Annotated in this window: 23 protein-coding genes and 1 pseudogene; 9 read left to right on the forward strand and 15 right to left on the reverse strand. The window is 69.5% G+C overall.

Features of this window, described 5'->3' with window-relative positions; all coding sequences use genetic code 11:
• The 3 genes and pseudogenes from GV790_RS16905 to GV790_RS16915 form a co-directional block, all read right to left on the reverse strand.
• Positions 1-582, reverse strand: a pseudogene (locus GV790_RS16905) (protein translocase subunit SecD); the annotation flags it as partial.
• Between the two features lie 110 nt (positions 583-692).
• The gene (yajC, locus tag GV790_RS16910; RefSeq protein ID WP_163814312.1) at positions 693-1049 is read right to left on the reverse strand and encodes a preprotein translocase subunit YajC; all 357 of its coding nucleotides are present in this window, start codon (positions 1047-1049) and stop codon (positions 693-695) included.
• 176 nt (positions 1050-1225) lie between these two features.
• A complete protein-coding gene (locus GV790_RS16915) occupies positions 1226-2716 on the reverse strand; it encodes a flavin-containing monooxygenase (protein ID WP_163814313.1) in 1491 nt (496 codons plus the stop codon).
• A 36-nt stretch (positions 2717-2752) separates the two neighbouring features.
• Between GV790_RS16915 and GV790_RS16920 the strand changes: the two genes are divergently transcribed.
• Positions 2753-3418 (forward strand): TetR/AcrR family transcriptional regulator, encoded by a 666-nt coding sequence (locus GV790_RS16920; RefSeq protein ID WP_163814314.1) that lies wholly within the window; start codon positions 2753-2755, stop codon positions 3416-3418.
• A 62-nt stretch (positions 3419-3480) separates the two neighbouring features.
• Complete coding sequence (locus tag GV790_RS31660; RefSeq protein WP_163814315.1) at positions 3481-4059, forward strand: DivIVA domain-containing protein; 579 nt, start codon at positions 3481-3483, stop codon at positions 4057-4059.
• A gap of 144 nt (positions 4060-4203) precedes the next feature.
• Here GV790_RS31660 and ruvB read toward each other — a convergent pair whose 3' ends face one another.
• Genes ruvB through ruvC form a run of 3 tightly spaced genes read right to left on the reverse strand, consistent with a single transcriptional unit; the run spans position 4204 to position 6458 of the window.
• Positions 4204-5280 (reverse strand): Holliday junction branch migration DNA helicase RuvB, encoded by a 1077-nt coding sequence (gene ruvB, locus GV790_RS16930; protein WP_163814316.1) that lies wholly within the window; start codon positions 5278-5280, stop codon positions 4204-4206.
• 6 nt (positions 5281-5286) lie between these two features.
• Positions 5287-5892, reverse strand: coding sequence for a Holliday junction branch migration protein RuvA (gene ruvA / locus GV790_RS16935; protein ID WP_163814317.1), 606 nt, complete (start codon positions 5890-5892; stop codon positions 5287-5289).
• Positions 5889-6458 (reverse strand): crossover junction endodeoxyribonuclease RuvC, encoded by a 570-nt coding sequence (gene ruvC, locus GV790_RS16940; protein WP_138447397.1) that lies wholly within the window; start codon positions 6456-6458, stop codon positions 5889-5891. Before ruvC ends, ruvA begins: the two co-directional genes overlap by 4 nt.
• A gap of 191 nt (positions 6459-6649) precedes the next feature.
• On the opposite strand from ruvC, the gene GV790_RS16945 reads away from it, so the two are divergent.
• Entirely contained in the window at positions 6650-8533 is a 1884-nt protein-coding gene (locus tag GV790_RS16945; RefSeq protein ID WP_280210535.1) for a vWA domain-containing protein, read from the forward strand.
• 80 nt (positions 8534-8613) lie between these two features.
• On the opposite strand, the gene GV790_RS16950 is transcribed toward GV790_RS16945, so the two are convergent.
• The 3 genes from GV790_RS16950 to GV790_RS16960 form a co-directional block, all read right to left on the reverse strand.
• Entirely contained in the window at positions 8614-9921 is a 1308-nt protein-coding gene (locus tag GV790_RS16950) for an alpha/beta hydrolase (RefSeq protein WP_163814318.1), read from the reverse strand.
• A gap of 93 nt (positions 9922-10014) precedes the next feature.
• Positions 10015-10878, reverse strand: coding sequence for a 3-hydroxyacyl-CoA dehydrogenase (locus GV790_RS16955; RefSeq protein WP_163814319.1), 864 nt, complete (start codon positions 10876-10878; stop codon positions 10015-10017).
• 137 nt (positions 10879-11015) lie between these two features.
• On the reverse strand, positions 11016-11936 hold the full coding sequence (locus tag GV790_RS16960; RefSeq protein WP_163814320.1) for a LysR family transcriptional regulator: 921 nt from the start codon (positions 11934-11936) through the stop codon (positions 11016-11018).
• Positions 11937-12044: 108 nt separating this feature from the next.
• Here GV790_RS16960 and GV790_RS16965 point away from each other — a divergent pair, with 108 nt between their 5' ends.
• Positions 12045-13241: an MFS transporter gene (locus GV790_RS16965; RefSeq protein ID WP_163814321.1), complete on the forward strand. Its 1197-nt coding sequence runs from the start codon at positions 12045-12047 to the stop codon at positions 13239-13241.
• A 17-nt stretch (positions 13242-13258) separates the two neighbouring features.
• Here the strand turns inward: GV790_RS16965 and GV790_RS16970 are convergent, their stop codons facing one another.
• On the reverse strand, positions 13259-13771 hold the full coding sequence (locus GV790_RS16970; RefSeq protein ID WP_163814322.1) for an O-acetyl-ADP-ribose deacetylase: 513 nt from the start codon (positions 13769-13771) through the stop codon (positions 13259-13261).
• A gap of 146 nt (positions 13772-13917) precedes the next feature.
• Between GV790_RS16970 and GV790_RS16975 the strand changes: the two genes are divergently transcribed.
• The 3 genes from GV790_RS16975 to GV790_RS16985 all read left to right on the forward strand — a co-directional run bounded on the left by GV790_RS16975 (position 13918) and on the right by GV790_RS16985 (position 15114).
• Positions 13918-14124: a DUF5988 family protein gene (locus GV790_RS16975; protein ID WP_163814323.1), complete on the forward strand. Its 207-nt coding sequence runs from the start codon at positions 13918-13920 to the stop codon at positions 14122-14124.
• A gap of 112 nt (positions 14125-14236) precedes the next feature.
• Entirely contained in the window at positions 14237-14614 is a 378-nt protein-coding gene (locus tag GV790_RS16980) for a metalloregulator ArsR/SmtB family transcription factor (RefSeq protein ID WP_163814324.1), read from the forward strand.
• Positions 14611-15114, forward strand: coding sequence for an SRPBCC family protein (locus tag GV790_RS16985; protein ID WP_163814325.1), 504 nt, complete (start codon positions 14611-14613; stop codon positions 15112-15114). The genes GV790_RS16980 and GV790_RS16985 overlap by 4 nt, the downstream gene beginning before the upstream one ends.
• Positions 15115-15121: 7 nt before the next feature.
• Here the strand turns inward: GV790_RS16985 and GV790_RS16990 are convergent, their stop codons facing one another.
• Positions 15122-15757, reverse strand: coding sequence for an NAD(P)-dependent oxidoreductase (locus GV790_RS16990; RefSeq protein ID WP_163814326.1), 636 nt, complete (start codon positions 15755-15757; stop codon positions 15122-15124).
• An 82-nt stretch (positions 15758-15839) separates the two neighbouring features.
• Between GV790_RS16990 and GV790_RS16995 the strand changes: the two genes are divergently transcribed.
• Positions 15840-16382 carry a MarR family winged helix-turn-helix transcriptional regulator gene (locus tag GV790_RS16995; RefSeq protein ID WP_163814327.1) on the forward strand — a complete coding sequence of 181 codons (543 nt, stop codon included), beginning with the start codon at positions 15840-15842 and terminating at the stop codon, positions 16380-16382.
• A 94-nt stretch (positions 16383-16476) separates the two neighbouring features.
• Here the strand turns inward: GV790_RS16995 and GV790_RS17000 are convergent, their stop codons facing one another.
• Both GV790_RS17000 and pdxT read right to left on the reverse strand, forming a co-directional pair.
• A complete protein-coding gene (locus GV790_RS17000) occupies positions 16477-17229 on the reverse strand; it encodes a YebC/PmpR family DNA-binding transcriptional regulator (protein WP_163814328.1) in 753 nt (250 codons plus the stop codon).
• Between the two features lie 166 nt (positions 17230-17395).
• Positions 17396-18049: a pyridoxal 5'-phosphate synthase glutaminase subunit PdxT gene (gene pdxT, locus GV790_RS17005; RefSeq protein ID WP_163814329.1), complete on the reverse strand. Its 654-nt coding sequence runs from the start codon at positions 18047-18049 to the stop codon at positions 17396-17398.
• A 106-nt stretch (positions 18050-18155) separates the two neighbouring features.
• Here pdxT and GV790_RS17010 point away from each other — a divergent pair, with 106 nt between their 5' ends.
• Positions 18156-20009, forward strand: a complete 1854-nt coding sequence (locus GV790_RS17010) for an APC family permease (RefSeq protein ID WP_375139404.1) — start codon at positions 18156-18158, stop codon at positions 20007-20009.
• On the opposite strand, the gene GV790_RS17015 is transcribed toward GV790_RS17010, so the two are convergent.
• Positions 19973-20794: an acyl-CoA thioesterase gene (locus GV790_RS17015; protein ID WP_163814330.1), complete on the reverse strand. Its 822-nt coding sequence runs from the start codon at positions 20792-20794 to the stop codon at positions 19973-19975. The two genes, GV790_RS17010 and GV790_RS17015, sit on opposite strands and share 37 nt — an antisense overlap.
• A gap of 223 nt (positions 20795-21017) precedes the next feature.
• On the reverse strand, positions 21018-21479 hold the full coding sequence (locus tag GV790_RS17020; protein WP_163814331.1) for a hypothetical protein: 462 nt from the start codon (positions 21477-21479) through the stop codon (positions 21018-21020).
• Positions 21480-21517: the final 38 nt, after the last annotated feature.

Here is a 21517-nt window from a genome sequence, read left to right on the forward strand (position 1 = left end):
GGTGGGTGCGGGCGAAGGGGCGGGCTCGGTCGGCGCCTGAGCCGGGAAGACCCGGTTCTGGGCTGCGGGAGCCTGACCGCCTGCGGGCGCGGACCCGGTCGGCGCCGGAGCGGTGCCGGTCGGTGCGGGCGCCTGTCCTGGTGTGCCGGTCGCCGGCGGCTGGGTGCCCTGGCCCGGCTGCGGCGCGGGCGCGCTGCCCGGCGCGGGCGCGGCCTGCAACACGGGGCGGATGTAGAGCTTGGCGGTGGTGGCCAGCGAGCGAGCCTGCTGACTGTCGTCGCCGGGCACGGTGATCACCAGATTGTCGCCGTCGATGACGACCTCGGAACCGGAGACGCCGAGGCCGTTGACCCGGTTCTCGATGATGCCCTGGGCCTGCTTCAAGCTGTCCTGGCTCGGCTTGCTGCCGTCGGGGGTGCGGGCGGTCAGCGTGACCCGGGTGCCACCCTGCAGGTCGATGCCGAGCTTCGGTGTCGGGGCTTTGTCACCGGTGAAGAACACCAGCGCGTAGATCACGGCCAGTAGCGCGGCATAGACACCGAGCAACCTGAACGGATGCGCCGATCCCTGGGAAGGTGGCACAGTTGGTCATCTCCTAGGCGGAAGTCGAGGTGGAACAGGCGGGCACACGCCGATGACGCCGGATGCCGTGCGGTTCACCGCAGCGGGGCAGCCGGCGCATGAGCGGACGGTCAGTCCTTGGTCAGCCGGGTTTCGGTCTGCTCGGCGGTTTCCTCGGTGGTGGTACCGGGCGCCTCGTCGGCTTCGGTGTCACCGGTCGTCTCATCGGCCTCGTCGTCGACGCGAACCTCGCGGATCGCCTGACGCAGCCAGGTGGTGACGACCTCCTCGGCGATCTCGAGATCGACGGTCGTGTCATCGGCCTCGACCACGGTGCCGTACAGACCCGACGTGGTGATCACCTGGTCGCCGACCTTCAGGCCTTCCTGCATGGCGGCGACCTTCTCGGCCTCCCGCTTCTGGCGGCGGACACCGAGGAACATCGGCACGAGCAGGGCTACCAGCAGCAGCGGAAACAGCAGTTCCATCGTCGAAGTCAGTCCCTAGTCTGTGGGTGGGAATGGACAGGTACTCACACAGTCTGCCAGCTCTGGTCACCGGCACCGCACCCGCACACCCCGGAGGACGTGCGGGCCATCGGCCACCGTAGCGCGCGCGAGCGGGCCCCGCGACAGAAACCGCGGGGCCCGCTCACACGCGGGCCTCAAGCGCTGCGGCCGTAGACGTAATCGTCGAGCGGGAAGCTCACCGCTTCCCGGTGCGCGTTGATGGTGCTGGTCGGGCGCAGCAGGGCCGCTTCGCCGTGCTGGTTGAAGTAGTAACTGCGAGCGGTCGAGCAGCTGCCGCCGTAGAACACCGAATCGTCGAGCTTGCTGGTCACCCGGTCCAGGAACGCGGTGTTGGCGCGCTCGGTGACCTCGAAGGTGGTTTCACCGCGCCGGAACAGCTCGCCGAACAGCCTGCCCATGTGCTTCATCTGCGCCTCGATGGTGGTGAAGTACGACAGGCCGCTGTAGGAGTAGGGGCTGTTGAGGCTGAGGAAGTTGGGGAACTTCGGCACCGTGATGCCCTCGTAGGCCTGGAACCTGTTGTCGCGCCAGAACTTTCCGAGGTTCACCCCGTCCCGGCCGATGATCTCGATGGCCGGGAAGTTCACATCCCACAGATTGAACCCGGTGGCCAGGATGAGGGTGTCGATCTCGGTCTTGTGGCCGTCGGCGGTGACGATGCCGTCGGGCTCGATGCGCTCGATCGAGTTCGTCTCCAACCGGACGTGCGGTTGGTTGAACGTCTTGAAGTACTGGTTGGAGAAGGTGGGACGCTTGCAGCCGAAGTCGTAGTCGGGGGTGAGCTGCTCGCGGATCCGCGGATCGCGCACCTGGGCCCGGAGGTGGGCCTTGGCCAGCAGCGCCGCCCCCTTGTTCATGAGCTTGGCCTGCCGGAAGTGCAGCACACCGACGACCATGAGCGCCTCGAGCATGCTGGTATTGACCAACCGCGCGGCCTTCTGCGTCACCGGCGCGGCGGCGAACAGCTTCTGCACCGGCGCCGGAATGGGCGCATCCACCTTGGGCACCACCCAGATCGGGGTGCGCTGGAACACCGTCAGCTCGCGCACCTGCTTGGCCACCTCGGGCACCAGCTGCACGCCGGTGGCGCCGGTGCCGATCACGGCGGCCCTGCGGTCGGTGAGGTCGATGTCGTCGTCCCAGGCGGTGGTGTGCAGGATCGTGCCCTCGAACGAATCGATGCCGGGGAACGGCGGGGTGTAGGGCTGGGACAGGAAACCGGTGGCGGCGAGCAGATAGCGCGCGGTGAGGGTCTGGCCGCCGGCGATGGAGACGATCCACTGCTGGTCTTCCTCGTCCCAGCGGGCGCCGTCGACGGTGGTGCCGAAGCGCATCCGGCGGCGCAGGCCGTACTTGTCGGCGACGTGCTCGGCGTACTTCTTCAGCTCGGCCCCCGGCGCGAACAGCCGCGACCAGTACGGATTCGGTTCGAAAGAATACGAGTAGGTCACCGAGGCGATATCGACGGCCAGGCCCGGATACCGATTCACATGCCAGGTGCCGCCGAGATCGTCCTCACGTTCCAGGATGACGAAATTGCTCAGGCCGAGCCGGTCGAGCTCGATGCCCGCCCCCATTCCGCCGAAACCCGCACCGACCACGATCGCATCGAACTGAGGCGCCACGTCGAACCTCCTGCATTCTGAACCGACTCTCCGGGAATGACACATCATTCCGTTTGTGACGACAGTATCATCGCAGGTGTGACGAAGCCATCCACGCGGGCCGAACGACGTAAGGCCGAACTGCGCCGAGAGATCATCGACACCGCTTTCGTGTGTTTCGCCGAAAAGGGCTACCACGCGACCGGCATCGCCGATATCGCCGCTCATCTGGGGATCGGGCACGGCACGTTCTACCGGTACTTCAGCAATAAGCGCGACATCATCGACCACGTCATCGACGATCTGGCCGCAAGGATCATCGAGGCGCTCGGCACCGAGAACGCCCCCGACGCGGCCACCAGCCTCGATGAATACCGCGAGCAGATCGACCGCATCGGCACCGCGCTCACCCGCATCCTGGTCGAGGACCGGCGGGTGGCCCAACTGCTGCTGTTCCATGCCACCGGTATCGACGACGAGCTCACCGAACGCCTGTACGGGCTGCTCGACACCGCCGATATGCTCACCGCCGGCTACCTCGAGCACGGTGTGGAGCTCGGTTACCTGCGCGAAGACCTCGATACCGTGAACACCGCGCGAGCCGTGACCGGCATGCTGATGGCCGGGGTGGTGCACGGGCTGCGGGATATGGACGAGGCGGGGATCGCCGCCTTGAACGAGGCGATCCGCCGCTTGCTCATCGAGGGCGTGCGTAAACCCTGATCCGCCGGCCGGTGCCCGAAAACCGGCCCGAAGCACGGTAATCCGGCCACGGTGCTGTCACAATGACGGCCGTGACTCCCGAGGATGTCGGACGGACGACGTTCGCCTTGACCCCGCCCGGACTTCGCGGCTACCACACCGACGAGGTCGACGCATTCCTCGAGCTCGTCGCCGCCACGCTCGGCGGCAGCGGCGTGCTCACCGCCGACGACCTGCGCCACGTCAGCTTCGGTGCGCCACGCGGCGGCCGGCGCGGCTATCGCGCCGAGCAGGTCGACGAATTCCTGGATCGGGTCCATGCCGAACTCGAGTTCCGCCAGCGCGGCGTGCGGCCGGTGCCCGCGGCGCCGCCCGGTCCGGCGCCGGCGCGACTGCTGACCCCGGCCGATGTGCACCGGATGCGATTCACGCCTGCCCCGTTGGAGCAGCGCGGATATCACGTCGAGGAGGTGGATGCCTTCCTCGATCTGGTGGCGGCGACGCTGGCCCACGACGGGCCGGGCAGTCTGACCGTGGAGGATGTGCGCGCGGTGCGGTTCACGGTGGCGCGCCTCGGGGTGCGCGGCTATCAGCGCGATGAGGTGGACGCGTTCCTGGATCTGGTGGTGACGGCGTTGCAGCAGCCGGCCGCCTTGCGCTGAACGCGAGGCCCGGCCCACCGTTCCAACCGCCGCTCGGCTGCCTGCGCCGATACCCGCCGCGCTCCCGGCGCACCGACGGACGCACTGCGGCCGAGTCTGCGCTGCTCATCGTCTGCCACACCAGGCCGCACCCGTCGGCGCGCGTTACTCGAACAAGTCCAGCGTCGGATGTGGTTCGCGCCCACGGACTTCGATCGAACCGAAGACCAGATCCGGCGGCGGAACCAATCCGAGATGCTCCCAGGCCGTCGCCGTCGCGACCCGCCCGCGTGGGGTCCGCGCGATCATGCCCGCGCGCACCAGGAACGGCTCGCACACCTCTTCCACGGTGGCGGCCTCCTCCCCCACCGCGACCGCGAGCGTCGACACACCGACCGGACCGCCGCCGAAGCCACGCACCAGCGCACCCAGCACCGCGCGGTCGAGCCGGTCGAGTCCGAGCACGTCGACGTCGTAGACCTCGAGCGCGGCCGCGGCGATCGGGCGGGTGATGCGGCCGTCGGCGCGCACCTCGGCGTAATCGCGGACCCGGCGCAGCAGCCGGTTGGCGATGCGCGGGGTGCCGCGCGAGCGTCCGGCGATCTCGGCGGCGGCATCGTGATCGATCTCCACGCCGAGAATGCGGGCCGAGCGTTGCAGGATGCCGAGCAGTTCGCTCGGTTCGTAGAAGTCCATATGCCCGGTGAAACCGAAGCGGTCCCGCAGCGGGCCGGTGAGCGCGCCGGAGCGGGTGGTGGCGCCGACCAGCGTGAACGGGGCGATATCCAGCGGGATCGAGGTGGCGCCCGGCCCTTTGCCGACGACGACGTCGACCCGGAAGTCCTCCATCGCCAGGTACAGCATTTCCTCGGCGGGGCGGGCCATGCGGTGGATCTCGTCGATGAACAGCACATCGCCCTCGACCAGATTGCTCAGCATGGCCGCGAGATCGCCCGCGCGTTCGAGGGCGGGGCCGGAGGTGATGCGCAGGGCGGTACCGAGTTCGGCGGCGATGATCATCGCCATGCTGGTCTTGCCCAGGCCCGGTGGGCCGGACAGCAGGATGTGATCGGGCGTGCCGCCGCGCCCGCGCGCCCCGCGCAGCACCAGGGCGAGTTGTTCGCGCACCCGCGGCTGGCCGATGAAATCGTCGAGCGATTTCGGGCGCAGGCTGGTCTCGATATCGCCGTCGCCGCTGGAGAAGTGGGCGTCGACCGGTGATCGTTCGTCGTCGTAATCCATACAGGCCTACCGATTCTTGCCCAGCAGGCCGAGCGCGGCCCGCAGGGCGGCGGAGGTGGTGGCGGCCGGATCGTCGGCCAGCACGGAGTCGACGGCGGATTCGGCCTGTTTGAGCGGGAAGCCGAGTCCGGTCAGTGCCTCGACGACCTGATCGCGCACCGGCGTGACGACGGCCGCGGGCGCGCTGCCGGGCGGACCCGACTGCACGGGAACCAGATTCACCTTGTCGCGCAGTTCGACGACCATGCGCTCGGCGCCGCGTTTGCCGATGCCGGGCACCCGGGTGAGCGCGGCGACGTTGCTTTCGGCCAGCGCCTTGCGCAGCGCTTCGGGTTCGAGCACGGCGAGCACGGCCATGGCCAGGCGGGGGCCGACGCCGGAGACGGTTTGCAGCAGGCCGAACAGGTCGCGGGCCTCGGTGTCGGCGAAGCCGTAGAGCGTCATCGAGTCCTCGCGCACGATCATCGCCGTGTACAGCCGGGTCTGTTCGCCGCGGGTGAGTCCGGACAGGGTGGCCGGAGTGGCGTTGAGCCGGTAGCCGACGCCCGCGGCCTCGACCACCACATGGTCGAGCGCGATCTCGACCACCTCGCCGCGTATCGACGCGATCACCGCCGCACCGCCTTTCGTTGTCGCTCCAGCTTCTCGGCGTACCGCTTGCGGGCCTGCTCGGCCTGCGCTTCGGCGCGGGCCATCCGCTCCATCAGCGGTGCACGCCAACAATGACAGATGGCCAGCGCGAGCGCGTCGGCGGCGTCGGCCGGTTTCGGCGCCACCTGGAGACCGAGGATCCGGGTGACCATGGCGGTGACCTGGGCCTTGTCGGCGGCCCCGTTGCCGGTAACGGCGGCCTTGACCTCGCTGGGGGTGTGGAAAGCGACCGGGATGCCGCGCCGGGCGGCCGCCAGCGCGATCACTCCACCCGCTTGCGCCGTCCCCATGGCGGTGCGCACGTTGTGCTGGGCGAACACCCGCTCGATCGCGACCGCGCTGGGGCGGTGGGTGTCCATCCAGTGCTCGGCCGCGTCGGCGACCCGCATCAACCGCAACGCCAGATCCAGGTCGGCAGGGGTGCGGACGACGTCGACGTCGAGGGCGGTGACCTTCCGGCCCACACCGCCTTCGACCATGCTGAGCCCGCACCGTGTGAGCCCGGGGTCGACACCCATCACCCGCACGGAACACCCCTTCGGACACGCGAACAGTTGTTCGAAGTCTAGTGGACGCGCGGTGCGGGCGGTTCCAGCGACACGGCATCGCCGAAGCGGGCCCCCGCTTCCCACGTCTGGCCGCAACCGTCCGAGACACGTATGGTTCCCTGCCGCCGCGTTATCGCGAACGCGACAACAGTGAACGGAGTAGTAAGAGCGTGTCCCCCTTGGCGAAGATCGCCGGAATCATCGCGGCGGGTGTGATCGGCCTGGTCCCGGCCGCCGCACCCGCCCTCGCCCAGCAGTCGCCCGAACCTCGGCAACCCCAATACGCGCCGACCATGCTCGTGCTCGACGCGTCGGGATCGATGCTCGCGGCCGACCCGGGTGGCGGCACCAAGATGGACGCCGCGAAAACCGCTGTGCGGACCTTCGTCGCCACCGCGCCCGAGGCGTCCGAGGTCGGGCTCACCGTGTACGGCACCGAGACCGGCAATTCCGAGGCGGAGAAGGCCGCGGGCTGCCGCGATGTCCGGGTCCTTCGACCCGCCGAGACCATCGACAAGCCGGCGCTGACGTCCGCGGTCGATCAGATCGTTCCGCGCGGCTACACCCCGATCGGGCACTCGCTGCGCACCGCGAACGACGCGCTGCCCGCGAGCGGGCCGAAATCCATCGTGCTGGTCTCCGACGGCCTGGACACGTGCACACCGCCCGATCCGTGCGAGGTCGCGCGCGAACTCGAGGCCAAGGGCACCGATCTCGTCGTGCACGCGATCGGTTTCGGGGTCGACGACCCCTCGCGCGCGCAGCTGACCTGCATCGCGCAGCGCACCGGCGGCACCTACACCGACGCCGTCGACGGCAAGTCGCTCGAACAGGCACTGCCGCGCGTGACTGCGGCGGCGCTGCGCAACTACGCCGCGATCGGCACACCGATCACGGGCACCGCCGACTACCGGAGCGCGCCGATCGCCGGGCCGGGCCAGTATCTCGATGTGATCGGCCACCGGCAGCCGCGCTACTACGCGGTGGATGTGCCGGAGGGCGCCACCGCGTACTTCACCGGGACTGTCTCGTTCCCACGCCGAGACGGCGACTGGTCGTCGGTCAACCGGCTCGACCTGAAGGTCTTCGGCGCCGACGGCTCCGATTGCGGCGTCACGGAAAAAGAGCTGACCGGCAGCGCCGACGATGGCGTCGCGCTCACCGTCAGCACGGTCTGGGAAGGTGCGGCCGACACCGGCTCGGGTAATGCGGCGTGCAGCGGCGGCGGTCGCTACTACTTCACCCTCGAGTGGGGTGCGGTCTCCGAGGGATCCCCTGCCCAACTGCCGCTGGAGATTTCGATCGGCGTCGAATCGGCGGTGTCCGACCCGGGTGCGCCTGCGGTGTCGGAGCCGGTCGAGTTCACCGCGCCGACCGGGCCGGTGGTCCCGGTCGTCGGTGGCGGCTCGTTCAATGTGGCGGCGACGCTGCCTTCGTCCGGTCGATTCACCGATACGGTGCAGCGCGGCGAGTTCGTCTTCTACCGGGTGAAACTCGACTGGGGCCAGGGGCTGGCCTACCGGGTGCGCTTCGGTGAGACCCCGGGACGCGGCAGCGAGCACACCTCCAACGTCGAGACCGCGCTCTATTCCCCGTATCGCGCCGAAATCGATTCCGACACCGGCGCCTACACCGGGTCGGAGCAGGTGTTGCCCTCCGGTAAGCAGTTGGCGACCGTGCCCATTCGCTACGCGAACCGCGAGGAGGGCGGCGAGCTCGTCACCCAATCGGTGGCCGGCTGGTACTACATCGCGGTCAAGGCCGGGCAGACGGTGAACCCCGACAAGCGCGCCGCCGCGGTGCCGGTCGAGCTCGAGCTGACCGTCACCGGCGAGCCCGAACCCGGCCCGCAGTATCGCAGCGGGAGCGGCGAGACGTTCGGGAAGGAAGGCAAGTCGGCCCGGGCCACCGATCAGGATCGGGTGAGCGCGGGCGCCGATTCCGGCGATGACGGCGTGCCCGCGGTGGTGTGGGTCGCGGCGGCGCTGGGTGTCTGCGTCGTCGCCGCCGTGATCGTGCTCATCGTGCTGCTGCGGCGTCGCGGAACGCGCTGATCGCGAGGCCGAGGTGCCGCGCGGCCTTGTCCCGCACCGCGGTAACGCGGCCACTACCCGGCGTGCCCAGCGTGTCGTCCCTATCCGGAGATGAGGCCGACACGCTGGGCCAGCCACGGCAGCTCCCTGGCCAGCCCGGTCGACCACACTCGCCAATCGTGGCCGCCGGGCAGCTCCAGGTAGCCGACGGCCATCCCGGCATCGCGGGCATCCTGATACGCCTGTCGCGATCCGCGCAGGGTGTCGTTGTCGTCGCTGCCCACCACGAAGATCCCGGCACTGCCGGGGTAGCGTCGTCCGGCCAGCAGGTCCTGTGGGTTGGCGCGGGCGTAGGCGGCGGTGTCGCCGTCGAAGACGGCGAGGGTGTGCGCGCGGTCGGTGAGGTTCAGCTCGGCCTCCGCGGACATGGCCAGGAAGGTCGGGTAGACCTGCGGGTACCCCGCGGCCAGCTGGAGGGCGCAGGTTCCGCCATAGGACAGGCCGCCGACCGCCCAGGCCTGCGGATCCGGATCGACGGACAGGTGCGCGCGGATCCAGTCCGGGACGTCGGTGGCCAGGTAGGTGGCCACCTGGGCGTGCGGGCCGTCGGCGCACAGCGGATCGTTCCAGGTGCTGCCCGTGCCGTCGGCGACGACGACGATCGGCGCCAGCCCCTGATGGGCGCGGGCGAACGCGTCCATGGTGGCGGGCAGCTCGCCGCTGGTGGCCCAGTCGCGCGGGCTGCCCGGCTGCCCGGCGAGCAATACCAGCACCGGCAGTTGCGGCCGCGGATCGGCGAAATAGGCGGGCGGCAGGTAGATTTCGGCCGGGCGGGCGTGGAATCCGGAGGCGGTCCCCGGGATCGGTGCGCGCGTCAGGCGGCCCGCCGAGGGCAGGTCGGCCGGTGCGGTCCAGCCGGTGTCCACGGGGTCGATGTCGGGGCGCAGCCGCTTCGCCGCGGGGAGCTCACCGAACGGAACCTCGTTCAGTCGCTGGATACCGAGCGCCGCGCCCACCGTCGGGTAGGCGTCGTAGACCAGGTTGATCTGGTTCGCACACGCCGCGAGCACCACGGCCGAGGTGAGCGCGATGGCCACCGCTCGGCCGGCCCGACGCCACCGCAGGATCTGTACCGCACCGAGCATCAGCGCGAAGATCGCGAGGCCGATGCTCGCATACACCGTCGGTCCGAGCGAGTCGGGAATCAACCGCCATACCGCTTGCACCAGGTACGCCCCGGCCGCGGTGATGGCGACCGCGGCCAGCGCGAACCACGCCACCGTGCGCGGGGCCGGGGCCCGGCGGCCCGCCAGTAGCCAGACGAGCGCCGCCAGCGCCGCCACCGACAGCACGATCGGCAGCGGCCCTGACAGCAACGACCAACCGGGCACGTCGGCCAGAGTAGGCATCCGAGCCGTCGATCAGGTATGGCGCCCGTCGCATTCACCCGGTTTCATCAGGCATTTCTCAGCTCATGCGGAGGCCTGCGGCCGGTTCGGCGCTCACTTGCCCGGGTATTTGTAGAAGCCCTCCCCGGTGGCCACGCCGAGCTTGCCCTTGTCGATGTAGTTCTCCTTCAGGAACGCCGCGAAACGCTGGGCGGCCTCGTCGCCGTGCACCGAGATGTTGTACGGGGTGGTCAGGCCGATGATGTCGAAGATCTGGAACGGTCCCATCGGCGCGCCGGTGGCGATCTTCCACGTCTTGTCGACGGTCTCCGGTTCGGCGTACCCATCGGCGACCAGTTCGCCCGCCGCGTTCAGGAACGGCACCAGCAGCGAGTTCAGGACGTAGCCGGCCTTCTCCTTGTGTAGCTCGATCGGCACCATGCCGATGTCCTTCGCGAACTGCACGACCGTGCGGAACACCTCGGGATCGGTGTCGGCGGTGCCCATCACCTCGGCGGTGTTGAACGCCCACACCCGGTTGGCGAAGTGCAGGGCCAGGAAGCGGTCCGGGCGGCCGGTGGCGTCCTTCATGTCGCTGGGCAGCAACGTGGAGGAGTTGGTGGCGAAGATCGTCTCGGGTGGGGCCAGCTTGCCCAGCTCGGTGTAGGTGTCGGTTTTGATCTTCAGCACCTCGGGGATCGCCTCGATGATCAGATCGGCTTCCCGCGCGGCGTCGGCGAGGTCGGCGGTGAGCCGGATCCGTGAGCGCGCGGCCTCGGCCTTGCCGTCGGCCGCGCCGGCAACCTCGGCGCGGTAGGTCTGCACCAAATCGTCGAACCGGGCGGCCGCCTTCTCCAGTGCGGCGTCGTCGATGTCGTAGGCGATGACGTCGAAGCCGCTGTAGGCGGTCTGAAATGCGATCTGCGAACCCAGCACGCCCGTGCCGAGCACGGTGACCTTACCGATGGTCGCGGTCATAGCCCTGCCTTTCCCTGACGGATCCGCCGGGCCCGGGGCGGGTGCCGGCGATGAGGTCCCGAACGAAAAAGCCGATCCTCCAGCACGCTACTAGTCGCGTCCGGCGTCGTCGACCGGCCACCAACGAGCGTGGGCAGTCAGGCCACGCGGCCCGCCGCAGCCTCGTCGAACACCTCCGCCAGCAGCGCCGCGAGCCGCCGCAGGGCAACGCCGGGGCGCTCGCGGCGCCAGATCAGCGCCAGACGCGATTTCTCGTCGAGCCCGTCGACCGGCAGATAGCGCAGGTCGGTGCGCCGATTGCGTTGCGCCGTCGGCATGCAGACCAACATCGCGTGCCGCCCGCCCGCCGCGACGGCGAGCCCCTCCTGAATCGTGGTGACCTCGACGCTGGAGGACACTGCCCGGCCCAGCGGAGTGAAGCGCGGTGTGTGCACGTGATGCCAGTAGTCGGGCGCGCCACCCGCGATGGCGACCAGATCGGTGTCCGCGAGATCTTCCGCATCGATCCGTTCTCGTCGAGCCAGCGGATGCTCGAGGCCGACGGCCAGCACCCGGGGCTCCGGCGCGAAGGCGTAACCGACAGCAAGATCGGGTTCCCGTACCGGCAGGAGAACCACCGCGGCGTCGACCTCATGAGCCCGCAGGGCCCCGAACGGGTCACCGAGTGGCAGTTCACGCACGGTCGGCCGCACGTCCGGATACTCTGCGGCGAAACGAGCGAACGCACTGGTCACCGACTCGTACGCGGTGCCCTGGAAGCCGATCAGCAGTCGTCGGTCTTCGTCGGCACTGGCACGCGCCCGCTGCTGCTCGACACTGTCGTGCAGCGCGCGGTAGCGCGACCCCACCGACTCCACGAACTCGCGCCCGGCCTCGGTCAGCACCACCCGGCGACTGGTCCGCTCGACCAGCCGCGCCCCGATATTGCGTTCGAGTGCCGCCACCAGCTGACTGACACGGCCCTGCGAGACCCGCATGCGGTCGGCGGTGCGACCGAAATGCAGTTCCTCCGCGAGCACCAGCAGCGTCTCGATCCCGCGAAGGGGCAGCTCCGGCATGACCATTCCTTTCCGGCGTCCGCCGAACCCGCGGCGATGAACTCAGCTCATCGAACGATGAGCTGATCGTCGTTGTTCCATCCGCCGGCGCCTCGTTGACTGGATCGCATGTCCATCGCACACCGAAACCCCGCCGCGCCAAGAGATTCCGCGCGAGTCCCCGGCGGTCTTCCCGCTGTCGCCGTCCTCGCGCTGTCCACCTTCGTTGTGGTCACCTCCGAGATGCTGCCGGTCGGCGTGCTGACCCCGATGTCGCAGGGCGTCGGCATCTCGACGGGCAGCACCGGCTTCAGCCTCGCCATCACCGGCATCGTCACCGCCATCACCGCACCGCTGGTCGTGCGGTTCATCGCCGCGACCGATCGGCGGCTCGTACTCGCGGCCGCGACAGCGGTTCTCGCGGTGGGCAACCTCACGACCGCGCTGGCCCATGGCTTCGCGGTGCTGGCGGCCGGGCGCGTGATCGTCGGCATCGGGATGGGCGCGGTGTGGGCGCTGGCATCGGCGGTGGCACCCAGGCTGGTACGGCCGCGGCACGCCGCGGCCGCGGTCTCCACGGTCGTCGGCGGTGTCGCGGCGGCGTCGGTGCTCGGTGTGCCGGTGGGTACGTTCGTCGGCGAGCTGGCCGGGTGGCGTAGCGCTTTCGCGGTTCTCGCGGCGGTGGCTCTGCTGCTGAGCATCGCGCTGGTCGTCGTCCTTCCGGCGTTGCCGAGGCCGGCCGATGCCGGCGCAGCGGCGGGTGAGCGGGCTCGGTTGTGGCGGGTGCCCGCGGTCCGCACCGGGCTGGCCGCCATCGTCTTCATCGTCACTGCCCATTTCACCGCCTTCACCTATGTGCGCCCCGCGCTCGAGCAGCTCGCCGGGCTCGACGCCTCGGCGGTGTCGACGCTGCTGTTGCTCTACGGCCTGTGCGGATTGATCGGGAATTTCGCCGCGGGTGCGGCCGCCGCCCGCCGGGTCCGGGCCACTCTGCTCGTCCTCGTCGCCGGTGTCGGCATCGCTCTTGTCGTGCTCGTGCTGGCCGAAGGCAGCGCGGGAGCCGTGGTGGCCCTGATGGTGTGGGGGTTCGCGTACGGCGGCGTCTCGGTCTGCGGTCAGCTCTGGATGAATCAGGCCGTCCCGCAGCGCCGCGAGCAGGTGACCGGCCTGTATGTCGGGGTGTTCACCGGTTCCATCGCGCTCGGCGCCTTCGCAGGCGGTCTCGTCGTCGACGCCGCCGGCCTGCCGCCGCTGCTGTGGGGTGCGGTCGCGACGGCGGCGGGCGCGCTGTCGATCGTGGCGCTGGGGCGTTCGCCGCGGCAGTGAACGCGGGCGACCTCGCGTCAGCTCGGCGCGTGGGCCAGGAAGGCGGCGTAGGCGTGTTCGTCGAAGAGCACGAACCGCGCCTCGCGCACCGCGGTGTCGGCGGCGGTGACCGTGGCGACGGCGATGCGAGCGCCGTCGTCGATCGGCCAGCCGTAGATGCCGGTCGAGATCGCCGGAAAGGCGACGGTGCGAGCGCCGAGTTCGTCGGCGATCCGAAGCGATGCGCGGTAACAGGAGGCCAGCAGGTCCGAACGGTCCTGTCCGGCCGACCAGACCGGGCCGACGGTGTGGATGACCCAGCGGGCCGGGAGGTTTCCGGCGGTGGTCGCCACCGCCTGACCGGTCGGCAACCCCTCGCCGTAACGCGACGCGCGAAGTTCCCGGCATTCGGCCAGGATGGCCGGGCCGCCGCGCCGATGGATGGCGCCATCGACTCCCCCACCGCCCAGCAGCGACGAGTTCGCGGCGTTCACCACCGCGTCGACGTCCTGTTCGGTGATGTCACCGCGCACGAACCGCACCTCGACCATGCCTCGATTCTCACCGGCAGACCGTGGCCCCGCCACCGTGTTCGGGTGGTACCGCCGACATCGCGACGCACATCGTTGGCAAACCGATGCCCGCACCCCTGGCGAATGTCGCGCACACACGACCTCGGCGCTTCTACCATCCGAGGATGAGCATTGGCGCCAAGGCCGTCCTCGAGGGCGGCCCACAGGACCTGCCCGACCGTATCGTGCCGATCACTCCGCCGGGATTCGAGCTGAAGATCCCGTTCAAGGGCGGCTACGAACACTTCAAAACCACCGGACGCGAGCAGGACACGCCCGAGGGGCGACTGCCGGTCTACGCCTGGAGCGATCGCACCGAAATCGCGGAGTGATCCTGCGGCAACTGTTCGGGCGGCGGCACTGACCGGGTCACCGCCCCCTGCCCCGCTGGGCCATGCGATCCGCCCATGGACAAATACGTAACCAACTGGTTACACTTCCCGAATGGACGACGTGGCGAGCGCGATCGCCGATCCGGTTCGCCGGGAAATCCTGGAGATGTTGCGCGAGACCCGGCTCACCGCCGGTGAGATCGCCGGGCACTTCCCCATCAGCAGACCGGCCATCAGCAGACATCTGCGCGTTTTGCGCGGCAGTGGCCTGGTCCACGACGAACTCGTCGGCAGGCAGCGCTACTACCGGCTCGACACCGCGCCGCTCGAAGCCCTCACCCGCTGGCTGGCCGCGTTCGCCGAACCCGCCCCGTGGGAACGCCGCCTCGACGCACTCGATACCGAGGTCTACCGGACCAGGCGGGAACGCCGGACCGCAGACCGCGCGACCACGACCGACCACCCCACGACAAAGGAGAACACCGCATGACCCCCAGCCCCACCGGCCGGCTCTTTCCCGCACAGACCGGCCGCGACCTGGTGCTGACCCGCACCTACCGCGCACCGATCGAGGACGTGTGGGCCAGCATCACCGAATCCGATCGCACCGCGCGCTGGTTCGGCCCCTGGGAGGGCGAAGCCGGCACCGGAAAGGCCATCAAGGTGCAGATGGCGTTCGAGGACGACCAGCCCTGGATGGACATGCGCATCGATACCTGCGAACCGCCCCGCCACCTGGGGGTATCCGCCGAGGACGAGGCCGGGTCCTGGTTCCTCGATATCGAGCTCACCGAGTCCGGCGGCACCACCGAACTGCGGTTCACCCATCATCTGCGCAGCGATGACGAGGTCGCACAGGCCCCGCAGGTCGGTCCCGGCTGGGAGTTCTACCTGGACATGCTCGGCGCGGCCCGCGCGAACACCGACCGCCCCGATTTCGACGATTACTACCCGGCGATGAAGCCGTACTACGAGCAGCAGATCGGCTGAGCCGGATTCAGCTGCTCACCCCAACGACACGCCCCACGGTCGAGGCATCGGGGACGAGGTCGAGCATGGCGCGGGCGACGTCGGCGCGCGGGATGCTCAGCCCGGCCGGGCCGCCGTCGACGATCCGCCGGATGCGGCCGGTGCCCGGGGCGTTGGTGAGCCCCGACGGGCGCACCGAGGTCCAGTCCAGACCGCTGCCTGCCAGGATCGCCTCCATCCGCTCGAGATCGGCGTACAGCTCCCTCAACAGCGCACGCAGCGGCACCGAGGCGATTCGCACTCGCAGTGGCTGACCGGTGCCGGAATGGTTGAGCGTGCCCGCGGACACCACGACCAGGCGTCGCACCCCCACTTCGCGCATGGCGCCGACCACCGCGGCGGCCGACGTCGAGGCCGGGCGCAGCGGATCGCGGCGGCCGTTCGCGCCGATTCCCGACAGCACCGCATCCGCGCCGGCCACCGCGTCGGTGATCGATTCCGCCGCCAGCGCATTGCCCCGCACGACCCGCAGCCGATCGTGGGGCTCGTGCGGCAATCGGTCGGGATTGCGCACCACCGCCGTCACCTCATGACCGTCCGCCACCGCCTGCGTCACGAGGTGGCGCCCCACCCCGCCGGTCGCGCCGAGAACCGTGATCCGCATGAGCGTCTCCTGCCTGATCGATACTCCAATAACTTCTGATTTCAGAATAGTTTGAGTATCCAAACATTGCTAGAGTGGTGCCATGCCCGACGCCCCGCCCTTCGCCGACGATCCGGCCGCGCCGGGCCGCCGACTCTCGGCCCAGGAACTCGACGCACTCAGTCACGTTCCCCTGATCTCGGCCTCCTTTCGGCGCGCGCACAGCGATATGCCGGAGGCCCTTCGAGCCACGTTCCAGACCCACGGGCTGGGACCGCGACACGGTGCGATCCTGACGCAGCTGATGGCCGGCGAACCGGCGAGCGTCACCGATCTGGCCCGGCGCCTCGGGGTATCGCTATCGACAGCCAGCCAGCTCGTCGGCGACCTCGCCCGGGCCGATCTGGTGCTGCGCGAGGAGGATCCGCGCAACCGGCGACGCACGCTGGTATCGATCGCCGGTGCGATCCGGCCGATCTTCGAGCAGTTCCTCGCGGTGCGCTCGGCGGCACTGTTGCGCGCCATCGCACGACTGGAGCCCACCGATCGGCAGGCGTTCCTGGCCGGATTGGCCGCATGGGCGCAGGAGGAACAGAAGGTCACCGCACCGGCCGCGACCACCGATCGGCGGACGACGGCCGAGTGAGAACGCGCGGGTGGACCCATGGATACCGAAAGCCCCCGCAACACCGTTGCGGGGGCTTCGGAAACTCTCGTCGCCGGTTCGGCGAGCTGCCGGGCTAGTCCTCCAGTTCGGCGAGCACCTCGTCGGAGACGTCGACGTTGGTGTAGACGTTCTGCACGTCGTCGCTGTCTTCGAGGGCGTCGACCAGTTTGAAGACCTTGCGGGCGCCGTCGGCGTCGACCGCGACACTGACCGAGGGCTGGAAGCCGGACTCGGCGGAGTCGTAGTCGATGCCCGCGGCCTGTAGCGCCGAACGCACTGCGATCAGGTCGCCGGGCTCGCTGATGATCTCGAAGGATTCACCGAGGTCGTTGACCTCTTCGGCGCCGGCATCCAGCACCGCCATCAGCACGTCGTCCTCGGTGAGGCCGTTCTTTTCCAGGGTGACGATGCCCTTGCGGTGGAACAGGTACGACACCGATCCCGGATCGGCCATATTGCCGCCGTTGCGGGTCATCGCGACACGCACCTCACCGGCGGCGCGGTTGCGGTTGTCGGTGAGGCATTCGATCAGTACCGCCACGCCGTTGGGGCCGTAGCCCTCGTACATGATGGTCTGCCAGTCCGCGCCGCCGGCTTCCTCGCCGCCGCCGCGCTTGCGGGCGCGCTCGATGTTGTCGTTGGGAACCGACGACTTCTTCGCCTTCTGGATGGCGTCGTACAGGGTCGGGTTGCCATCCGGGTCACCGCCACCCGTCCGGGCCGCCACCTCGATGTTCTTGATCAACTTGGCGAAGAGCTTGCCGCGCTTCGCGTCGATCGCCGCCTTCTTGTGCTTGGTGGTGGCCCATTTGGAGTGGCCGCTCATTCCCCTACTTCCTTCAGGTCGATGGCACGTGTGGTCGTCTACGGTACCGGCACGGCCGGTCGGACAACTTCCCCAGCCTACTCGGCGGGTCCGCAGGGCCGGACGGGACGGCCCCCTGATCACGCAGTGCCGATACGCCCGACCGGCGGGGCCGCAGGCGACCGGGTCAGGCGTTGCGGACCAGGTCGACGAACATGCGGTGCACCCGCAGATCCCCGGTGACCTCCGGGTGGAACGAGGTCGCGAGCACGTTGCGCTGGCGCACGGCGACGATCTTGCCCGCGGCCGGCCCGCTCGGCACCCGGGCCAGCACCTCGACGCCGTCACCGACCCGCTCGACCCACGGCGCCCGGATGAACACCGCGCGCACCGGGCCGTCGTCGAGGCCGGCGAATTCCAGATCGGTTTCGAAGGAATCGACCTGGCGTCCGAAGGCATTGCGCCGCACCGTCATATCGATGCCGGACAGGTGCTCGGCATCGGGCCTGGTGTCGAGCACCTCATCGGCGAGCAGGATCATGCCCGCGCACGACCCGAAGGCGGGCAGGCCATCGCGCAGCCGGGCGCGCAGCGGTTCCAGCAGGTCGAACACCTGGAGCAACTTGCTGATCGCGGTGGATTCACCGCCGGGCAGCACCAGCCCGTCCACGGCGGCCAGCTCCTCGACCCGGCGCACCAGCGTCGGCCGCGCGCCGCAGCGCTGCAGCGCCGTCACGTGTTCGCGCACATCGCCTTGCAACGCGAGAACACCGATTGCCGGCTGTGCGCTCGCGCTCGCGGAGGTCTGCGCCGCGGGTGCGGCGACCGCTGAAAGGTTCACTCCGCACAGCTTACGAGGCACCGGGGTGTGGGCCTGCTCACGGTCGCCGTCAACATTGCGTCAAGCCGTGCCTGTGATCCTCACGTCCGGATCGACACTCACTGACATGACAACTGTGTTGCCGTCGCCGGAGCCGGTACGGCGCGCGAACCCACCCGCGGCGCGCGGACTCACCGTCTCGACCGGTCTGTCCGGCCTCGCGCTGGATGCCATGGCATCGGTCTCCTACGGCCCCGAGGCCATCGTGCTGGTGCTGGCCGCCGCGGGGGCGGCCGGTCTCGGCATGACGCTGCCGGTCACCTTGGCGATCACGGCACTGCTCGCGGTCCTCATCGCCTCCTATCGGCAGGTCATCGCGGTCTTCCCGAATGGTGGCGGCGCTTACGCGGTGGCCAAGGCGCAGCTCGGTGACCGAGCGGCACTGGTGGCGGCGGCCTCGCTGATCGTGGACTACGTGCTGAATGTCGCGGTGTCCATCGCGGCCGGGGTGGCGGCGCTGACGTCGGCGTTTCCGGCGCTGCACGGCTACACGGTATGGCTGTGTCTTGCCGTCCTGATCGGCATCACCGCGGTGAATCTGCTCGGCATCACGCACAGCGCACGAGCGTTCATGCTCCCGACGATCGTGTTCGTGGCCGGTATCGGCACCGTGATCGTCGCGGGCCTGCTGCGTTCGGAGCCGGCGACCCTCAGCACCGGCGCGGCCGCGGTAACGGATATGCAGGCGGTCGGGGTTCTGTTGCTGCTCAAGGCCTTTTCCAGCGGATGCGCCGCGTTGACGGGTGTGGAGGCGATCGCGAACGCGGTGCCGGATTTCCGCGCGCCCGGTGTCCGGCGAGCTCAACGCGCTGAGGTCGCCTTGGGTGCCCTGCTCGGCACGATGCTGATCGGGCTCGCGCTGCTGATCGAGAAGTTCCATGTGCATCCCGTCGCGGGCACCACCGTGCTGTCGCAGCTGACCGAGGCGGCGCTGGGCCACGGAATCGGCTATTACATCGTGCAATTCGCCACCGTCGTGCTGCTGGCGCTGGCGGCGAACACCTCCTATGGCGGGCTGCCGACATTGACTCGGCTGCTCGCCGACGACAACTGCCTGCCGCACCGGTTCGCGGTCAGTTCGCCGCGCCGGGTGTACCGCTACGGTGTGCTCACCCTCGGCTTCTGCGCGGCGGTGCTGTTGATCGGTTCGGGTGGGAACATGAATGCGCTGGTGCCGCTGTTCGCGATCGGGGTGTTCGTCGGCTTCACTCTCGCCCAGGCGGGGCTGCTGCGCCACTGGTGGAGCAACCGGCAGGCGCGGCGGCGACGACTGCTGTTGACGCTCAACGGCTTCGGTGCCGCGACCACCGCGACGGCGGCCGCGGTGACGACGGCGATGAAATTCCGGGAGGGCGCCTGGCTGATCATCGTCGTGCTGGCCGCGCTGGTGTTCGGCATGCGGCGGGTGCGGCGCGCGTACCGGCTCATCGGCACCCATCGCAGCGCCGACCTCGTGCCCCCGCCCCCGCAGCCACGCGAGGCCGTCGTCGTCGTACCCGTGGCCGATGTTTCGAGCCTCACCTGGGAGGCCCTGTCGGCGGCGCTGTCACTGGGAAGTGACATCGTAGCGGTGCACGTCTGCCTGGACGCCGAACGGGCCGGGGAATTCACCGCCGCGTGGGAGAGCTGGCATCCGGAGGTGCCGCTGGTCCTGCTCCCCGGCGACGACGGCACCGTCGGCGGTCCGGTCGCACGGTACCTGCGCGCACAGTTCCCGGATCGGCGCAAGATCGTGGTCGTCGCCGAGGTCGATCCACCCACCGGCTGGGGTCGGGTGCTACCCAGCCATCGCAGCGACGAACTCGAACGCACGCTGCGGCGGATGAGCGACGCCCTCCTCTGCCATCTCCGCGTCCAGCCGGTCCGGCAGCCCGCGCGTCGTCGCTACTTGTCGCGCCGGGTGCGGATCAGGCCTTCCTGAACCACCGAGGCGACCAATTCGCCCGCGCGGTTGAAGATCTTGCCGCTGGTGAGCGCGCGGCCGAAGCCGGCCGACGGGGAGGACTGGTCGTAGAGCAGCCAGTCGTCGGCGCGGAACGGGCGAAGGAACCACATGGCGTGATCGAGCGAGGCGTCCTGGGTGGGCTCGTCGGGGTGGGTGACCTTCGACGATCCCAGCAGGGTCATATCGCTCATGTAGGCGAGGGTGCACACGTGGAACAGCGGGTCGTCGGGCAGCGGGTGCCGGTAGCGGAACCACACCTGCTGCGGGGACACCACACCGGGCCGCTGGGTGACCGATTCCTGCGGCACCGGGCGGATATCCCAGTGCTCCCATTCCCGCATGGCCCACAGCCGTTCGGGGCTCATGGTGGTCTTGGCGTCGGGCAGTTCTTCTGGCGGCTGCACCGTCGGCATCTCGTCCTGGTGGGCCGGGCCGTCGTCGCCGACGTGGAACGAGGCCGACATGGTGAAGATGGCGGCGCCGTCCTGCACGCCGGTCACCCGCCGGGTGCAGAAGGAGCGTCCGTCACGAATGCGCTCGACCAGATAGACCGTGGGCTGGTCGGGGTTGCCCGGACGCAGGAAATAGCCGTGCAGCGAATGCACCTGGAACCGCGGATCCACCGTGCGCACCGCCGAGACCAGCGCCTGGCCGGCGACCTGACCGCCGAAGGTCCGCTGCAACTGGGTCTTGGGTGAGGCTCCACGGAAGATGTCCCGCTCGAGCCGCTCGATCTCCAGCGCTTCTTCGATGGTCGCCAACTTCTCCGCCTCTCCGTGCCACTGGCCGGTCGTCCGAGTACTGCACAACCGCGCGGGTTATCGGACGGCAACTACGGACCGGCCGGGACCCGACGGGACTCTTATGTTCGCACGCAGGCGGGCCGGGAACCGGCAGGGGGCCGCGCGAGCGGGAACCCGGATGACGGCGGTCACACCGGGCCACGATCCCGCAACACACCACCGCTCGGCGTCGCCGCCCGCCTCACACGCAGGCGGGTGACTGTTCGCCGAGCATCGACAGCATCGTGCAGGCCCAGATCAACTGCACCTTCCACTCGCCGTCCTCGAGCACGAACGGTATCTCGACGGGGCTGGTCTGGCCGGTGAGAGTGATGTTGGCGTTCGCGTAGAAGGCGTCGCCGAAGCGCTTCGGATTCACCCCGATGATGCGCAGCTTCGCCCCGGTCTCGTGCACCGTCCGCGCCAGCCGGTACGGCAGCTCGGGATCGGCTCGAGCGCCCTCGACGAACGCGAGCTTGTGCTCGTTGCGGACCGGATGGGTCCACGCCCACATCCGCGCCATCGGGTCGAGTCCGGTGGTCAGCTGGTCGTCGAGCGCTTCGGCACTCGGCGGCGGATCACTGTCGGCGCCGGCCGGGCCGCCCGGTCCGAATGTCAATGCCAGACTTGCGAAGACGAGAAGGCCTGCCCTGCGAAGCGTCATTCGCGCGTACCTCCTGCGTCATGAAATCGGCGCAACCC

Origin of the sequence: Nocardia cyriacigeorgica (assembly GCF_010858045.1) — a bacterium.
Taxonomy (GTDB): Bacteria; Actinomycetota; Actinomycetes; order Mycobacteriales; family Mycobacteriaceae; genus Nocardia; species Nocardia cyriacigeorgica_E.

What these genes read in the sequence shown, in the direction of transcription:
- yajC (WP_163814312.1), bottom strand. Translation starts at nt 1,049, where the DNA reads ATGGAACTGCTGTTTCCGCTGCTGCTGGTAGCCCTGCTCGTGCCGATG.
- GV790_RS16920 (WP_163814314.1), top strand. Translation starts at nt 2,753, where the DNA reads ATGACACATCATTCCGTTTGTGACGACAGTATCATCGCAGGTGTGACG.
- GV790_RS31660 (WP_163814315.1), top strand. Translation starts at nt 3,481, where the DNA reads ATGACGGCCGTGACTCCCGAGGATGTCGGACGGACGACGTTCGCCTTG.
- ruvB (WP_163814316.1), bottom strand. Translation starts at nt 5,280, where the DNA reads ATGGATTACGACGACGAACGATCACCGGTCGACGCCCACTTCTCCAGC.
- GV790_RS16950 (WP_163814318.1), bottom strand. Translation starts at nt 9,921, where the DNA reads ATGCCTACTCTGGCCGACGTGCCCGGTTGGTCGTTGCTGTCAGGGCCG.
- GV790_RS16955 (WP_163814319.1), bottom strand. Translation starts at nt 10,878, where the DNA reads ATGACCGCGACCATCGGTAAGGTCACCGTGCTCGGCACGGGCGTGCTG.
- GV790_RS16960 (WP_163814320.1), bottom strand. Translation starts at nt 11,936, where the DNA reads ATGCCGGAGCTGCCCCTTCGCGGGATCGAGACGCTGCTGGTGCTCGCG.
- GV790_RS16965 (WP_163814321.1), top strand. Translation starts at nt 12,045, where the DNA reads ATGTCCATCGCACACCGAAACCCCGCCGCGCCAAGAGATTCCGCGCGA.
- GV790_RS16970 (WP_163814322.1), bottom strand. Translation starts at nt 13,771, where the DNA reads ATGGTCGAGGTGCGGTTCGTGCGCGGTGACATCACCGAACAGGACGTC.
- GV790_RS16975 (WP_163814323.1), top strand. Translation starts at nt 13,918, where the DNA reads ATGAGCATTGGCGCCAAGGCCGTCCTCGAGGGCGGCCCACAGGACCTG.
- GV790_RS16980 (WP_163814324.1), top strand. Translation starts at nt 14,237, where the DNA reads ATGGACGACGTGGCGAGCGCGATCGCCGATCCGGTTCGCCGGGAAATC.
- GV790_RS16985 (WP_163814325.1), top strand. Translation starts at nt 14,611, where the DNA reads ATGACCCCCAGCCCCACCGGCCGGCTCTTTCCCGCACAGACCGGCCGC.
- GV790_RS16990 (WP_163814326.1), bottom strand. Translation starts at nt 15,757, where the DNA reads ATGCGGATCACGGTTCTCGGCGCGACCGGCGGGGTGGGGCGCCACCTC.
- GV790_RS16995 (WP_163814327.1), top strand. Translation starts at nt 15,840, where the DNA reads ATGCCCGACGCCCCGCCCTTCGCCGACGATCCGGCCGCGCCGGGCCGC.
- GV790_RS17000 (WP_163814328.1), bottom strand. Translation starts at nt 17,229, where the DNA reads ATGAGCGGCCACTCCAAATGGGCCACCACCAAGCACAAGAAGGCGGCG.
- GV790_RS17010 (WP_375139404.1), top strand. Translation starts at nt 18,156, where the DNA reads ATGACAACTGTGTTGCCGTCGCCGGAGCCGGTACGGCGCGCGAACCCA.
- GV790_RS17020 (WP_163814331.1), bottom strand. Translation starts at nt 21,479, where the DNA reads ATGACGCTTCGCAGGGCAGGCCTTCTCGTCTTCGCAAGTCTGGCATTG.